We start from the raw sequence: 15,077 nt of genomic DNA on the forward strand, positions 1-15,077 counted from the left end.
TGGCCCCGGCCCCGGTGGCCCCGGTCCCGGTGGCCCCGGCTCCGGCTGGCCCCTGCCCGGTGGTTCCCGCACCCGCGCCCGCTCCCCCGGCACCGAGCCCGCCCGGGACCCCGGCACCCGGCACCGGCAGCCCTGTGCCCGAGAACACCGTGGAGGCACCCGCCGAGGGGACCGACGAGGAACAGCTCACGGAGCAGGCCGCCGCCGGTGAGGAGGGGGCCGCGGAGGCCACTCCGGGCGCCCCGGTCCAGGGGCCCGAGCAGGGGCCCGCGGAGGAGTCCGCGGAGGACCCCGAGGAGGAGTCCGCGCCCACCCCCTGAGCGCGTGCGCGCTCAGCTCAGCCGCAGCAGCGGCACCTCGCGCTCCGCCCGGGTGAGCGAGCCGTGCTGGCCCACCATCGAGAGCACGCTGGGACGGACCCGGCCGAGGTCGAACAGCGCCAGCGGGTCCTTGGCCGCGACCAGGAGGTCGCCGATGCGGGCGCGCACGGCCTCGCGCACCAGCTCGGGGGGCCCGAAGTACCCCGCCTCGAGGGCGGCCTCGCGGGAGAACAGCCACACCCGGGAGCCGAAGCACTCCCGCCAGGCCGCCACGAGCGCCTGCACGTCCCCCGCCGTCGTATCCGGCTCGAGGTGCAGCTGCACCATCCGCGGCTCCCCGGCCGTGTGACGGACGCCGTCGAGCAGGCCGGGCACGCGGGAGACGTCGACCCGGGCGTCCGGTGGCACGTCGACCATGCCGTGGTCGCCGGTCACCAGGACGGTGGTCCCGGCCGGCACCCGGGCGACGAGCCGGCGCAGGGACGAGTCGAGCTCCTCGAGCTGCGCGGTCCACTCCCAGGACTCCCAGCCCTTGGCGTGCCCCGTGCGGTCCAGCTCGTCCCAGTAGAAGTACATGAGCGCGTCCCGGCCGGCGGTGAGCTGGTCCAGCGCGGTGCTCACGCGCGCCGCGGGGCCCTCGGCGGCCACGAACCGGCCCCCGCGCAGGGCCGCGTTGGTGAGCCCCGAGTCGGCGAACTTGTACCGGCTGACGGTCACCACGTCGACGTGCTCGGCGGCGCGCTCCAGCACCGTGGGCAGCGGCTGCCAGGCCCGCGGGTCCACGGCGGCGTCCCAGCCGCCGAGCTGGTTGACGACCCTGTCCCGGTCCGGGTCCAGCACGTCGTAGCCCACGAGCCCGTGCGCGCCGGGGGCGGCGCCGGTGCCCAGGGACGCGAGGGAGGACGCCGTGGTCGTGGGGAACGCGGCGTCCAGGGTGGCCAGGTTCCTGGCCCCGGCCAGCGTGGGGGCGTGGCCGGCGCGGGCCCGCAGCTGGGCGCGCCCGAGCCCGTCCGCGAGGACGACGACGACGCGGCGGGCGGCGGGCAGCCCCAGCACGTCCTCGAAGCCCGGCACGCCCAGGGAGGCGGCGGCCGAGGACATGACCTCCGCGACCGTGCGCCGCCCGTAGCGGGGCGGCTGCGGCAGGTCCCCGGGCAGGCCGGGCAGGATCTCCTCGACCGCCCTCATCGGGCGGGGCCGCCGTCCCGGCCGGTGAACCGGTCGGTGAACCGCGTGCGCGGGGTGGCGGTGGGGCCGCGCCGCGGGGCGGGCACGCGCCCGTGCGCCGGCTGGGCGATCTGGGCGCCGTCGGTGATCGGGGAGAGGTTGGCCCGGCGCAGCGTGCGCGCGAACTCCCGCGCGCCCTCGACCGCGGCGGGGCCGTCCGCCTCGGCGCTGATCCGCAGCACGATGTCCTCCCGCGAGGCCGTGCCGGTGTAGCCGTGGTCGGCCTGGCACTGCGGGTCGTCGCACAGGGCGGGTGCGAGGTCCACGTGCAGGGTCCCGGTCCACGCGATCGCCAGCGTCACCTCGGAGATGGGGCTGTCCGGCCGGTAGTTGGCCGGCTGGTAGTACGAGTAGCTCAGCGTGACCGAGCGGATCTGGGAGATCCCCACCGTCTCGGTCGAGACCCGGGCCACCACGTCCCGGCCGCTCTCGTCGAACTCCTCGTCGTCCACGTGGGTGACGTGCAGGACGTCCTCGGCCAGGACCAGCACGGTGATGTGCCGGTGCACCTCGGTCCGGTCGATGTGCGTCTCGAGCTGCACGAGGTGGGAGACCGGGGACCGGCCGTCCAGCGAGTCCTGGACCACGTCGATCACCAGTTGCGGATAGAAGCCGGCCTTGTTGATGTCCTCGACCAGCCGCTGGCCGCGCTCACCTGAATACGTCATGGGGGCCATTTTCCCCCACGCCCGCGCCCGCGCCCAACACGGCCGTCAGGGCACCCGGAAATAGCACTCCTGCCGGCCCCCGCCGACGTCCTCGCAGAACGGCTCGAGCTGGATCGGGCCCGACGCCGTCGGCTCCGGGCTCGAGGTCGGCGCCGGGCTCGGGGTGGCCGAGGTGGTGGCCCCGGGGGCGGGGGCCTGCCGGGCGGAGCCCAGGGGGTCCAGCAGCAGGTATCCGACGAGCAGCGCCGTCAGGCCGACGAGACCCAGGAGCAGCCCGGTGAGCGCGCCGCCGCGCCGGCGCCGGGACGGGGCCGGGTCCGGCGGGGACGGCGGGGCCGCCAGGGTCTCCGTCGTCGCCGCGGCGGCACCGGCCGGAGCGGTGGTCCGTGTGCGGCTCCCCCTGCCCGTCGCCGCGCCGGGGGTCCCGGGGACGGGGTTCTCCGGGATCGCCGGGGCGTGGCCGTCCGGGGTCGCAGCGCCCGACGCGACGGTGGCGGGCCCCTCGTCATCGGCGCCGCCCGCCGCGCCCCACACCCCGTCACCGGTGGCGGTGCCCCGCCGCCGCTCCCGTCCGGTCCCTCCCAGCCCTCGCGCACCCGGGTGGCCCAGGGCTCGGGCAGCGGGTCGAGGACGTCGAAGATCTCGAAGGGCTCCCCGTCGCGGGTGAGCGCCGGGTCGAACGTGCGGGCGGCCGCGCCCGCGGTCAGCGCGTCCAGCACGGCCACCGCGGCGTCCCGGCGCAGCGCCGGGTCGGGGGTGAGCAGCGCCGCGAGGTGCTCCGCCAGGTCGCCCTGCTCCCCCACGACCGCGCGCGCGTCGGCGGGCCCGAGGCTGCCCTCCGGCTCGAGGGCCGGGTCCAGCATCCGCAGCGCGGTGATCCCCGCCGCGTAGAGGTCCTGGGCGGGGGCCGGGTCGGCGAGCCCGTAGGCCTCCGGCGGCAGGTAGCCGGGCGTGCCCACCACGGTGCCCGTCCGGGTGAGGCGGGCGTCCTGCACCCGCACGGCGATGCCGAAGTCGGAGAGGAACACGTGGGGCCGTCCGGTGCCGGTGCTCTCCAGCATGACGTTGCCCGGCTTCACGTCCCGGTGGACCCACCCCTGGGCGTGCACGAACTGCAGGGCCCGCAGCAGCTGGGCGAGGACCTCCTCGGTGAGCTCCGGGGAGGCGGCACCGTTGTCCAGCAGGGCGGACTCCAGGGTCCCGCCGTGGACGAGGGGCATGGCGATGACCACGTGCTCGTCCTCCGCTGCCCAGCCGTAGGGGGCGAGCACGTGCGGGTGGTCCAGCTTCACGGACTGCTCCCGGGCGAACCGGAGCAGGTCCGCGGAGTCCCGCTGGCGCAGCACCTTGGCGGCGCACAGCTGCTGGAGCCGGCCGTCCCACGCCCGCCACACGGACCCGCTGCCGCCGCGCGCGATGGGGTCGATGAGGGTGTACCGACCGGCTATGGTGTCCGCCACGAGGTCCGGGACCGCCTAGCTGCGCATCGCCCGGCGAGCGCTGTCCGTCCGCTGCCGCGGGTTGCCGATCCCCACCGACGCGCCGAGCACCGTGAGGGAGCCGCTGGAGACCAGCACCGGGTTGAGCTCCACGCGGGCGATCTCCGGGTGCCGGTCCTTGAGCAGCGCGACCCGGGCCACGAGGTCCTCGAGCCGGTCCACGTCGGCGGCCGGGACCCCCTGGTGGCCGAAGAGCTTGCGGGAGGCCTTGGGCTCCCGGACCATCCGCCGCACGTCCATGTCGGTGAGCGGCGGCACCCGGTGGGCCCAGTCCTCCAGGAGGTTCACCGCGTCCCCGGCCATCCCGAAGGAGACCACGGGGCCGATGAGCGGGTCCTCGATGGCGCGCACGACCACGGCCTGGCCCGTGGGCGCCATGGACTGGACCTCGAGGTCGAAGGACCCGAAGGGCGCCAGGGCCCGGTGCATCGTCGAGATCGCCGCCCGCAGCTGCTCGCCGTCCTGGATGTTGAGCTGCACCCCGCCGAGGTCCAGGCGGTGGCGGAGGTTCGGGTCGGTGGTCTTCAGCGCCACCGGATAGCCCAGCCGTTCGGCGGCGGCCGGCGCGTCCGCCGGATCGGTGAACCGGGCGCTGGGCAGCAGCCCGATCCCGTAGGTCGCCAGCAGCGTGCGGGTCCGGTCGGCGTCCAGCTCCAGCAGGCCGTCGCCGGGCACGCGGGGCAGCACCGTCTCCACGAAGGTCTCCGCGGCCTCCGCGTCGATCCCCTGGGGCTCGGCGAAACGGCCCTGGTCCTGGGCGCGCCACCGGGTGTAGTCCACGACCTTCGCCAGGGCCCGCAGCGCGGCCCCGGGCGAGTCGAAGCACGGCACGTCCAGGCCGTCCTCGGCGTGGTGCAGCACGGACGCGGCGCCGGGCTCGGTGCTGCCGGTGAGGGCGACGACCACCGGCTTGTCGTGCTCCCGGCCCACCCGTCCGACGGTCTCGGCGATCTGCTGCGGCACGGTGCCGGGGATCGGCATCAGCGTGACCACGGCGGCGTCGACGCCCTCGGCGCCGAGGCTGCGTCCCACGGCCGCCCCCAGCGCCTCGAGGGCCCGGGCCCCGCCCTCGGCGGTGGGCACCGACGCCTGGGTCACGGCGGTCTCCAGGCCCAGCTGGGTGCACCGGTCCTCCATGAGCTGGCCCAGCGCGAGCGCGTTGGACACCAGCGCCGTGCGGGGCCCCGCCGGCAGCGGCTGGGCGGCCAGGATGCCGGCCACGTCCATGAGGTGCTCGCTGGTGTCGGCGCGGATCACCCCGGCCTGGCGGAACATCGCGTCCAGGGCGCCGGGCGGGGCCTGGGTGGTGCGCCCGGTGTGGCCCGGCGGCAGCCGCAGCCCGGTCACCTCGCTCTTGGCCACGATGACGGGCTTGGTCAGGGACAGCCGGCGGGCGATGCGGGAGAACTTGCGGGGATTGCCCACGGACTGCAGGTAGAGCCCGCAGGCGCGGGTCGCGGTGTCGTCCTCCCAGTACTGCATCATGTCGTTGCCGGAGACGTCGGCGCGGTTGCCGGCCGAGAGATAGGTGGACACGCCCACGTTGTGCCGCAGCGCCGCGGCGTTGAGCATCATCCCGATGGCCCCGGACTGGCTGAACAGCCCCAGCGGCCCCTGCCGGGGGGTCGTGGGCAGCACGGAGGCGTTGAAGCGGCACTCCGGGTCCGTGCGGTACAGCCCCAGGCTCGCCGGCCCGACCAGGCGCATGCCGTGGGAGCGGGCGCGGCGCACGAGCTCGGTCTGCCGGGCCCGGCCCTCCGCCCCCGCCTCCGCGTAGCCGCCGGTGACCACGACGACGGCGCGGACGCCCGCCGCGCCGCACTGGTCGACGACGTCGGCCACCTGGTCCACCGGCACCGCGATCAGCGCCAGGTCCACGCGCTGCGGGACCTCGCCGATCGAGGTGGCGTGGGCCATGCCCTCCCGCTCGAACGGCGTGGGGCCCACCCCGCTCAGCCGGCCCGCGAACCCGGAGGCGAGCAGGTGCTCCACCAGGGCGTGCCCGGCGTGGCCGGGGTCCCGCGACGCGCCGACGACCGCGATCGAGGACGGGGTGACCAGGTCGGCGACCGAGCGGGCCTCCGCCCGGTGCTCACGGGCGGCCATCACGGCCAGGGACTTCTCCGTGGGGTCGATGTCGAAGCCCACCACGACCACGCCGTCGTCGAAGCGGCGGGTCAGCTCGTAGCCGGCCTCCGCGAACACCCGCAGCATCTTCCGGTTCTCGGGCAGCACCTCGGCGGAGAAGTGGTCGATCCCGTTCTCCCGCGCCGCGGCGGCGAGGTGCTCCAGGAGGATCGAGCCGATCCCCCGCCCCTGGTGGGCGTCGGAGATCATGAACGCGACCTCGGCGTCGTGCGGGTCCTCCGTGCGGTCGTAGCGGCCCACCCCGACGATCTGCTCCCCCAGCAGCAGCACGAAGCAGACGCGGTCCTTGTGGTCCACCCGGGTGAACCGGTCCAGCTCGCGCGCCGAGAGGGTGGGCTTGTAGGAGAAGAACCGCAGGTAGATGCTGTCCTCGGACTGCGACTGGTGGAACGCCAGCAGGGCGTCGCGGTCCTGCGGGGAGATGGGGCGCAGGTGTGCCGTCGCGCCGTCGCGCAGCATCACGTCCGCCTCCCAGTACTCGGGGTACCGGGCGGCCTCTTCCGTGTCCGCGCTCTCTGGAACCATAGACTTCAGGCTAGTAGACAAACCCGCACCGTCAACGGTGCGTCCCGGTGCGTCCCCGCACGATCTCGCCCGCCGAGTCCCCGGGGCCGCCCGGGCCCATCCCCGACCGAAGGACCCCCCGCTTTGATGGCTCGCCGCCGTGCGTCCTCCCGCCCGTCCGCCGAGGACGAGCTCCCCGCCGACTTCCGGGAGAACATCGTCGACATCGACGTGACCTCCGAGATGGAGACGAGCTTCCTCGAGTACTCGTACTCCGTGATCTACTCCCGCGCCCTCCCCGACGCCCGGGACGGGCTCAAGCCCGTCCAGCGACGGATCCTGTTCATGATGAACCAGATGGGGCTGCGCCCGGACCGCGGCCACGTCAAGAGCGCCCGCGTGGTGGGCGAGGTCATGGGCAAGCTGCACCCGCACGGCGACTCCGCGATCTACGACGCGATGGTCCGCCTCGCCCAGCCCTTCGCGATGCGCCTGCCCCTCGTGGACGGGCACGGCAACTTCGGCTCCCTCGACGACGGCCCGGCCGCCTCCCGCTACACCGAGGCCCGCATGGCCCCCGCGGCGCTGGCGCTGACGGCCGACCTCGACGAGGACGTCGTGGACTTCGTGCCCAACTACGACAACCAGTTCTTCCAGCCCGGTGTGCTGCCCGCCGCGTACCCCAACCTGCTGGTCAACGGCTCCTCCGGCATCGCGGTGGGCATGGCCACGAACATGGCCCCGCACAACCTGCGCGAGGTCGTGGCCGGGGCCCGCCACCTCGTGGAGCACCCCGAGGCCACCCTCGAGGAGCTGATGCGCTTCGTCCCCGGACCGGACCTGCCCTCGGGCGGGCGGATCGTGGGCCTGGACGGCATCCGGGACGCGTACCGGACCGGGCGGGGATCCTTCAGGACCCGGGCGAAGGTCTCGATCGAGCAGGTCTCCCCGCGCAAGCAGGGCATCGTGGTCACCGAGCTGCCCTACATGGTGGGGCCGGAGAAGGTGACCGAGAAGATCAAGGAGGCCGCGCAGGCGAAGAAGCTGCAGGGCGTCTCCGACGTCGTGGACCTCACCGACCGCAAGAACGGGATGCGCCTGGTGATCGAGGTCAAGAACGGCTTCAACCCGCAGGCGGTGCTCCAGCAGCTGTACAAGTACACGCCGATGGAGGACTCCTTCGGGATCAACAACGTGGCCCTGGTGGACGGGCGGCCCCGCACCATGGGCCTGCTCGAGCTGCTGCGGGTCTACGTGGAGCACCGGCTCTCCGTGGTCCGCCGGCGCACCGGCTTCCGCCTGGCCAAGCGGCGGGACCGGCTGCACCTGGTCGAGGGGCTGCTCGTGGCGATCGTCGACATCGACGAGGTCATCCAGATCATCCGCTCCTCCGACGAGACCGCCGTGGCCCGGGAGCGGCTGATGACCGTGTACGACCTCACCCGGGTCCAGGCCGACCACATCCTCGAGCTGCGCCTGCGCCAGCTCACCAAGTACTCCCGGATCGAGCTGGAGAAGGAGCAGGAGGAGCTGCGCGGGGAGATCGCCGAGCTGGAGGAGATCCTCGCCTCGGACGCCCGGCTGCGGGCCCTGGTCTCGGCCGAGCTCGCCGAGGTCGCCGCCGTGCACGGCGACGACCGGCGCACCGAGCTGCTGGAGTCCGAGGCGCTGCCCGGCCCGGCCGCCGCCGTGGCCGCCCCGGCACCGGGCCGCGGCGGCGGCGGGGGGCTCGCCCTGGAGATCGCCGACGACCCGTGCTGGGTCTTCCTGTCCACCTCCGGCCAGCTCGCCCGCTCCTCCTCCCAGGACCCGCTGACGGACCCGCCGCGGCGGCTCAAGCACGACGCCCTGGCCTCCGTGGTGCGCGCCACCGCGCGCTCGGAGATCGGGGCCGTCACCTCGGCCGGGCGGATGGTGCGCGTGCAGGTGATGGACGTGCCCGTGCTGACGGCCTTCGAGGGCACTCCCAAGCTCGGCGACGGCGTGCCGGTCAAGGAGTTCCTCACCCTGGGCCGCGGCGAGCGGCTCGTGGGCCTGGCCCCGCTGGGGTCGGTGCTCGCCCTGGGCACCCGCAGCGGCGTGGTGAAGCGGGTGAACCCGGAGTACCCCCTCAACCGCGAGGAGTGGGAGGTCATCACGCTCAAGGACGGCGACGAGGTCGTCGGCCTCGCCGAGTCTGCGGCCGAGGACGACGAGCTGGTGTTCGTGACCCGGGAGGCCAGGCTGCTGCACTTCGAGGCGGGTGCGGTGCGCCCCCAGGGCCGCACCGCCGGCGGCGTGGCGGGGATCAAACTGGTCCCGGGAGACGCCGTGCTGTTCTTCGGGGCGGTGCGCGCCGCCGACGAGACGCCGGTGGTCGTGACGCTGGCCCGGGCGGAAGAGGTGCTGCCGGGGATGTCCAAGTACACGGTGAAGGTCACCCCCTTCGCCGAGTACCCGCCCAAGGGCCGGGCCACGGGCGGGGTGCGCGCCCACCGGTTCCTCAAGGGCGAGACGGGGCTGGTCCTGGCCTGGGCGGGGCACGGTCCGGCCAAGGCCGTCTCGGCCACGGGCGTGGCGCGGGCCCTGCCCACCGAGCACGGGCGCCGCGACGGCTCCGGGGTGCCCACCGACCAGGTGATCGACGCGGTGGGCCCGGCCTACTCCTGAGGCCGGGCGGAGAGGTCAGCGCCGGGGGCCGAGCAGCCCGAGCTGCTGCACGGCCTCCCGCTCCTCCTGGAGCTCCCGCACGGAGCGCTCGATCCGGGTCCGTGAGAACTCGTCCAGCGCCAGGTCAGGGACGATCTCCGCGCGCCCGTCCCGGCAGACCACGGGGAAGGAGCTGACGAGGCCCTCCGGCACGCCGTAGGAGCCGTCGGAGGGCACCGCCATGGACGTCCACGTGTCCCCCGGGGTGCCGAGCACCCAGTCGCGCACGTGGCACAGGGCGGCGTGGGCGGCCGAGGCCACGGAGGATCCGCCGCGCACGTCGATGATCTCCGCGCCGCGGCCGGCCACGCGCGGGATGAAGGTGCGGTCCACCCAGTCCAGGCCGAGGCCCTTCTCGTCCAGCACCTCGAGGGCCGGCCGGCCGGCGACCGTGGCGTGGGTGAGGTCCGGGTACTGGCTCGCGGAGTGGTTGCCCCAGATCGCCACCCCCCGGATCTCCGCCACCCGGGCGCCCGTGGCCTCGGCCAGCTGCGCGACCGCCCGGTGGTGGTCCAGCCGGGTGAGGGCGGTGAACCGCTCCCGGGGCACGTCCGGGGCGTGCGAGGCGGCGATGTAGGCGTTGGTGTTCGCGGGGTTGCCGACCACGACCGCCCGGAAGTCCTCCGCCGCGCCCCGGTTGGCGGCCCGGCCCTGCACCGAGAAGATCCCGGCGTTGGCCTCGAGCAGGTCCGCCCGCTCCATGCCCTGGGAGCGGGGACGGGCCCCGATGAGCAGGCCGACCGAGGAGCCGTCGAAGGCCGCGTCGGCGTCGTCGAAGACTCCACGCCCTCGAGCAGCGGGAACGCGCCGTCCTGGAGCTCCAGGGCCGTGCCCTCTGCGGCCCGCCGTGCCTGCGGCAGCTCGAGCAGGTGCAGGCGGATCGGCGTGTCGGGACCGAGGAGGTCGCCCGCCGCGGCCCGGAAGACCGTGGCGTAGCCGATCTGCCCGGCGGCCCCGGTGACCGTGACCGTGGTGGGGCGGGACCGGCGGGGGTCGTCGGGACGGGAGTGCGGGCCGGAGGCGGTCATGCGGGGATCCTTCCTCGGGGACGGTCGGTCGTCCCTGCCCAGCGTAGTGCTCCGGCCCGCGCCGCGCCCGGGATCGGGCCCGTGGCCCCCGCCCGGGCTCAGGCGTCGATGCGCTCCTGGTCCAGCTGGGTGGCGCCCTCGATGATGAAGTCCTTGCGCGGCGCCACCTCGGAGCCCATGAGCAGCGAGAACGCGTGCTCGGCCGTCTCGGCGTCCTCGACCCGGATCCGGCGCAGCATCCGGTGCCGGACGTCCATGGTCGTCTCCGCGAGCTGGTCGGCGTCCATCTCGCCCAGGCCCTTGTAGCGCTGGATGGGCTCCTTGTACCGGCGACCCTCCGTCTCCAGCCGCCCGAGCAGGTCCGCGAGCTCCCGCTCGGAGTAGGTGTAGATCATCTCGTTGGGCTTGCCGCCCGCGTTGACGACCTCCACCCGGTGCAACGGGGGCACGGCGGCGTAGACCCGGCCGGCCTCCACGAGGGGGCGCATGTAGCGGTAGAACAGCGTGAGCAGCAGGGTGCGGATGTGCGCGCCGTCGACGTCGGCGTCCGTCATCATGATGACCTTGCCGTAGCGGGCGGCGGAGAGGTCGAAGGTCCGGCCCGACCCGGCGCCGATCACCTGGATCAGGGCCGCGCACTCGGCGTTGGCGAGCATGTCCGTGATGGACGCCTTCTGGACGTTGAGGATCTTGCCGCGGATCGGCAGCAGGGCCTGGTGGTTCGAGGACCGGGCCAGCCGGGCGGTGCCCAGCGCGGAGTCGCCCTCCACGATGAACAGCTCCGAGCGCTCGACGTCGTTGGAGCGGCACTCCACGAGCTTGGCCGGCATGGAGGAGGTCTCCAGGGCGTTCTTGCGCCGCTGCGTCTCCTTGTGCACCCGGGCGGAGATGCGCGACTTCATCTCTGCCACGACCTTCTCCAGCAGCTGCCCGGCCTGCTGCTTGTCGTGGCGTGCGGTCGCGGTGAGCTTGGCCGTCAGCTCCTTCTCCACCACCCGGGCCACGATCTGGCGCACGGCCGGGGTGCCGAGGATCTCCTTGGTCTGGCCCTCGAACTGCGGCTCGGCCAGCCGCACGGTGAGCACCGCGGTGAGCCCGGCCAGGACGTCGTCCTTCTCCACCTTGTCGCTGCCGGCCTTGAGCTTGCGGGCGTTGGCCTCGATCTGCTTGCGGAAGGTCTTGAGCAGGGCGGCCTCGAACCCGGCCTGGTGCGTGCCTCCCTTGGGGGTGGCGATGATGTTCACGAAGGAGCGCAGGGAGGTGTCGTAGCCGATCCCCCAGCGCAGGGCGACGTCGACCTCGCACGTGCGGTCGACCTCGGTGAGCTTGGAGCGGCCGCTCTCGTCCAGGACGGGGACCGTCTCCTTGAACCGGCCCTCGCCGTGGAAGCGCCACACGTCGGTGACGGAGCTGTCGGCCGCGAGGTACTCCACGAACTCGGAGATCCCGCCGTCGTGCTGGAACACCTCCTCGTGGGTGCCGAACTCCCCCGGGGTGCCGGGCAGGCCCCGCTGGTCGCGCACCGTGATGCGCAGACCCGGGATCAGGAAGGACGTCTGGCGGGCGCGCTTGGCCAGGTCCTCGTAGCTGAACCGGGCGTCCGTGGTGAAGATCTGCTCGTCCGCCCAGTAGCGGATCCGGGTGCCGGTCACCCCGCGCTTGGCCTTGCCCACGACGTCGAGCACCGAGCCCTCCACGAACGGCTCGAAGGGCGCGTGCGGGGAGGGCCTGCCCTTGTCGAGGAAGCGGCCCGGCTCGCCGTGGCGGAAGGACATCTGGTGGGTCTTCCCGCCCCGGTCCACCTGGACGTCCAGGCGTGCGGAGAGGGCGTTGACCACCGAGGCGCCGACGCCGTGCAGGCCGCCCGAGGCGCTGTAGGACCCGCCGCCGAACTTCCCGCCCGCGTGCAGCTTCGTGAACACGACCTCCACACCGGTCAGTCCGGTGCGGGGCTCCACGTCGATGGGGATGCCGCGGCCGTCGTCGTGCACCTCCACGGCGCCGTCGGCGTGCAGGATCACCGTGATCTGGTGGCCGAACCCGGCCAGCGCCTCGTCCACGGAGTTGTCGATGATCTCCCACACGCAGTGCATCAGGCCGCGGGAGTCGGTGGAGCCGATGTACATGCCGGGCCGCTTCCGGACGGCTTCGAGGCCCTCGAGGACGGAGAGGTGGCGGGCGTTGTACTCGGAACGGGACGGTGTCACGGGGATACGACTCCTGGGGGACGGTGGGATTCCCCACCACTGTAGTCGGGGCGGCGGACACCCCGGGGCGGGGCGGGAGGGCCGTCGCGGGAGCGGGGGCCTACGCCGGGGGCGAAAAAGCGCCCCGGACGGAATCCGATGTCCGACGGTCGTGGTTCTATGTACGAGTACCCCTCAGCGTCCACGAGACCCCGGGTACCTGCACCGGCGGGTCTGCGGCCCCCGTGCACCGCGTACGACACAGGAGGAGGATCCCGTGAACGCAACACTGGAAAGCCGAGAACTCAATGCGACCGACCGCTGCGACGCGTGCGGCGCCCAGGCCTACGTCCGAGTGATCCTCGAGTCGACGGGCGGTGAGCTCCTCTTCTGCGCTCACCACGCGCGCAAGAACGAGCAGAAGCTGCGGCCCCTGGCGGCCACCTGGCAGGACGAGACGGAGCGGATCGGTTCCTGACCCGGGCGCTCCCCGGCGAGCGCCCGGAGCGAGCAGGGCCCCGACACCTGGTGTCGGGGCCCTGCTGCATGTCCGGGTCCGGCCCGCACGGCCGCCCCGCCCCCGTCCCCGGACGGGTCCGGGGACGGGGGCGGGGCGTCCGGTCAGTCGAGGTAGTCGCGCAGCACCTGCGAGCGGGACGGGTGGCGCAGCTTGGACATCGTCTTGGACTCTATCTGCCGGATGCGCTCCCGGGTCACCCCGTAGACCTTGCCGATCTCGTCCAGGGTCTTCGGCTGGCCGTCCGTGAGGCCGAAGCGCATGGCGACGACGCCGGCCTCCCGCTCGGAGAGGGTGTCCAGGACGGAGTGCAGCTGCTCCTGCAGGAGCGTGAAGCTCACCGCGTCGGCCGGGACCACGGCCTCCGAGTCCTCGATCAGGTCGCCGAACTCGGAGTCGCCGTCCTCGCCCAGCGGGGTGTGCAGGGAGATCGGCTCCCGGCCGTACTTCTGCACCTCCACGACCTTCTCGGGGGTCATGTCGAGCTCGTTGGCCAGCTCCTCCGGGGTGGGCTCCCGCCCGAGGTCCTGCAGCATCTGCCGCTGGACGCGCGCCAGCTTGTTGATGACCTCCACCATGTGCACGGGAATGCGGATGGTGCGGGCCTGGTCGGCCATGGCCCGGGTGATGGCCTGGCGGATCCACCACGTGGCGTAGGTGGAGAACTTGAAGCCCTTGGTGTAGTCGAACTTCTCCACCGCGCGGATCAGACCGAGGTTGCCCTCCTGGATGAGGTCCAGGAACAGCATGCCGCGCCCGGTGTAGCGCTTGGCGAGCGAGACGACCAGGCGCAGGTTGGCCTCGAGCAGGTGGTTCTTGGCGCGCTTGCCGTCGTGGATCACCCAGCGCAGCTCCTTGCGGGTCTGGGGGTCCAGGCTGTCCTTCTCGTCGGCGAGCTTGTGCTCGGCGTACAGGCCGGCCTCGATCCGCAGGGCCAGGTCGACCTCCTGCTCGGCGTTCAGCAGGGCGACCTTGCCGATCTGCTTCAGGTAGTCCTTGACGGGGTCAGCGGTCGCCCCGGCGGAGACGACCTGCTGGGCCGGGGCGTCGTCGTCGTCGTTGGCGGTGATGACGAAGCCGGAGGTCTTCTCGTCCTTGCGCGCGGGCGCCGCGACCTCGTCCTCCGCCGGCGTCTCCTCCGCGGCGTCCTCGTCCTCCTCCACGTCGGGGTCGACGACTCCGGCCTCGTCGGTCAGGTCCGGTTCGAGGTCCGCGTCCTCGGCGACCTCGACGTCCGTGTCCGGCTCGCCGGTGACGTCCGCATCCGCCTTCTTCGGGGCGGCCTTCTTGCGGGTCGCCGGCTTCTGGGCGGGCGCGGGCGCCGGGGCGGCCTGGGCCGCGGAGCTCCTCGCGGCCGTCGGCGCCGCCGCGGTCGACTTGGCGGCCGTGGTCTTGGCCGCCGTGGTCTTGGCGGCGGTGGTCTTGGTGGCCGTGGTCTTCTTCGCGGCCACCGTCTTCTTGGCCGCGGTGGACTTCGCCGCGGCGGTCTTCGCCCGCGGCGACGTGCCCGCGGACCCGGACGTCGACCGAGCGTCCCCGGTGACCGGAGCCTCGGCGGCGGTGTCCGTCGTCTTCTTGCTGGCGGAAGGTGACACTGAGAGCCTTTCGTTGAACGGTCACGGCGCCCGCACTCGGGGCAACACGCCTATGACCCTGTCAAGTCCTTGCTCCGGGCGTCGTCCGGCGCGGCAGGCTTGAAGGGTCCTGACAGCCGGAACCACGGTCGGCCGGGATTTGTTCCCGCCCGGCCGGCGGAACCTGAGAAAGCTCGCCGGGGTCACCTCAGGCGTGCCAGGCGGTCGCCCGGTCCCGGGCCCACAGCGGCACCGGGCGGGCGTCCGCGAGCCGCAGCACGCGCAGGGCGGCCGGGTGGCAGGGAACCAGCGCCGTGGCGCGGCGCACGAAGTGCGCCGTGTGGGAGCCGCGGGCGCGGAAGCGGTTGAGCTGCGCCAGCTCCACGAGCACGCCCGCGAGCACTGCCCGGGCCGCGGCGGCGTCCGTCCCGGCCGTCCCCTCCGCCGCCTGCCCCGCTGCCGTCTCGCCTGCCCGCCCCACGGCCCGCTCCGCCGGGGCCTCTGCCTGCTCCACCGGGGCCTCGCCGGCGTCCAGCAGCCAGGCCAGGGCCTGCAGGACCCGGTACAGCGCGTCCAGCCGCGGCCAGGCCGGGGTCTCACCCCACTCCCCGGACAGCACGTGGGAGAGCCGGATGAGCTCCCGGCGTCGGACGCGGGCCGCCGCGCGGCGCCGGGGGCCGCCCCGCAGGACCCGGTACAGCGCGTCCAGCCGCGGCCA

Annotated in this window: 9 protein-coding genes and 2 pseudogenes; 3 read left to right on the plus strand and 8 right to left on the minus strand. The window is 74.0% G+C overall.

Annotation, left to right across the window (positions count from 1 at the left end; all coding sequences use genetic code 11):
• A pseudogene (locus BJF77_RS21145) lies at positions 1-320 on the plus strand (hypothetical protein); the annotation flags it as partial.
• A gap of 12 nt (positions 321-332) precedes the next feature.
• Here BJF77_RS21145 and BJF77_RS16445 read toward each other — a convergent pair.
• From BJF77_RS16445 to BJF77_RS16460, 4 genes are all read right to left on the minus strand, one after another.
• Positions 333-1,508 carry an alkaline phosphatase family protein gene (locus tag BJF77_RS16445; RefSeq protein WP_075872849.1) on the minus strand — a complete coding sequence of 392 codons (1,176 nt, stop codon included), beginning with the start codon at positions 1,506-1,508 and terminating at the stop codon, positions 333-335.
• A complete protein-coding gene (locus BJF77_RS16450; protein ID WP_047802544.1) occupies positions 1,505-2,215 on the minus strand; it encodes a DUF5998 family protein in 711 nt (236 codons plus the stop codon). The genes BJF77_RS16445 and BJF77_RS16450 overlap by 4 nt, the downstream gene beginning before the upstream one ends.
• A 248-nt stretch (positions 2,216-2,463) precedes the next feature.
• Entirely contained in the window at positions 2,464-3,675 is a 1,212-nt protein-coding gene (locus BJF77_RS22395; RefSeq protein WP_075872850.1) for a serine/threonine-protein kinase, read from the minus strand.
• Between the two features lie 15 nt (positions 3,676-3,690).
• Positions 3,691-6,387, minus strand: coding sequence for a GNAT family N-acetyltransferase (locus BJF77_RS16460; RefSeq protein WP_075872851.1), 2,697 nt, complete (start codon positions 6,385-6,387; stop codon positions 3,691-3,693).
• Between the two features lie 126 nt (positions 6,388-6,513).
• Here BJF77_RS16460 and BJF77_RS16465 point away from each other — a divergent pair, with 126 nt between their 5' ends.
• Positions 6,514-9,015, plus strand: coding sequence for a DNA topoisomerase (ATP-hydrolyzing) subunit A (locus BJF77_RS16465; RefSeq protein ID WP_047802542.1), 2,502 nt, complete (start codon positions 6,514-6,516; stop codon positions 9,013-9,015).
• A gap of 15 nt (positions 9,016-9,030) precedes the next feature.
• Here BJF77_RS16465 and BJF77_RS16470 read toward each other — a convergent pair.
• Both BJF77_RS16470 and BJF77_RS16475 read right to left on the minus strand, forming a co-directional pair.
• Positions 9,031-10,082, minus strand: a pseudogene (locus tag BJF77_RS16470) (malate dehydrogenase).
• A gap of 98 nt (positions 10,083-10,180) precedes the next feature.
• A complete protein-coding gene (locus tag BJF77_RS16475; RefSeq protein WP_075872852.1) occupies positions 10,181-12,289 on the minus strand; it encodes a type IIA DNA topoisomerase subunit B in 2,109 nt (702 codons plus the stop codon).
• A gap of 256 nt (positions 12,290-12,545) precedes the next feature.
• Between BJF77_RS16475 and BJF77_RS16480 the strand changes: the two genes are divergently transcribed.
• Positions 12,546-12,746 (plus strand): hypothetical protein, encoded by a 201-nt coding sequence (locus tag BJF77_RS16480; protein WP_017834164.1) that lies wholly within the window; start codon positions 12,546-12,548, stop codon positions 12,744-12,746.
• A gap of 143 nt (positions 12,747-12,889) precedes the next feature.
• On the opposite strand, the gene BJF77_RS16485 is transcribed toward BJF77_RS16480, so the two are convergent.
• The gene (locus tag BJF77_RS16485; protein WP_075872853.1) at positions 12,890-14,380 is read right to left on the minus strand and encodes an RNA polymerase sigma factor; all 1,491 of its coding nucleotides are present in this window, start codon (positions 14,378-14,380) and stop codon (positions 12,890-12,892) included.
• A 187-nt stretch (positions 14,381-14,567) separates the two neighbouring features.
• On the minus strand, positions 14,568-15,077 hold a 510-nt coding region (locus BJF77_RS20675; protein ID WP_158041301.1), incomplete at its 5' end, for a hypothetical protein.

It is taken from the genome of Kocuria sp. CNJ-770, from assembly GCF_001942375.1.
Taxonomy (GTDB): Bacteria; Actinomycetota; Actinomycetes; order Actinomycetales; family Micrococcaceae; genus Kocuria; species Kocuria oceani.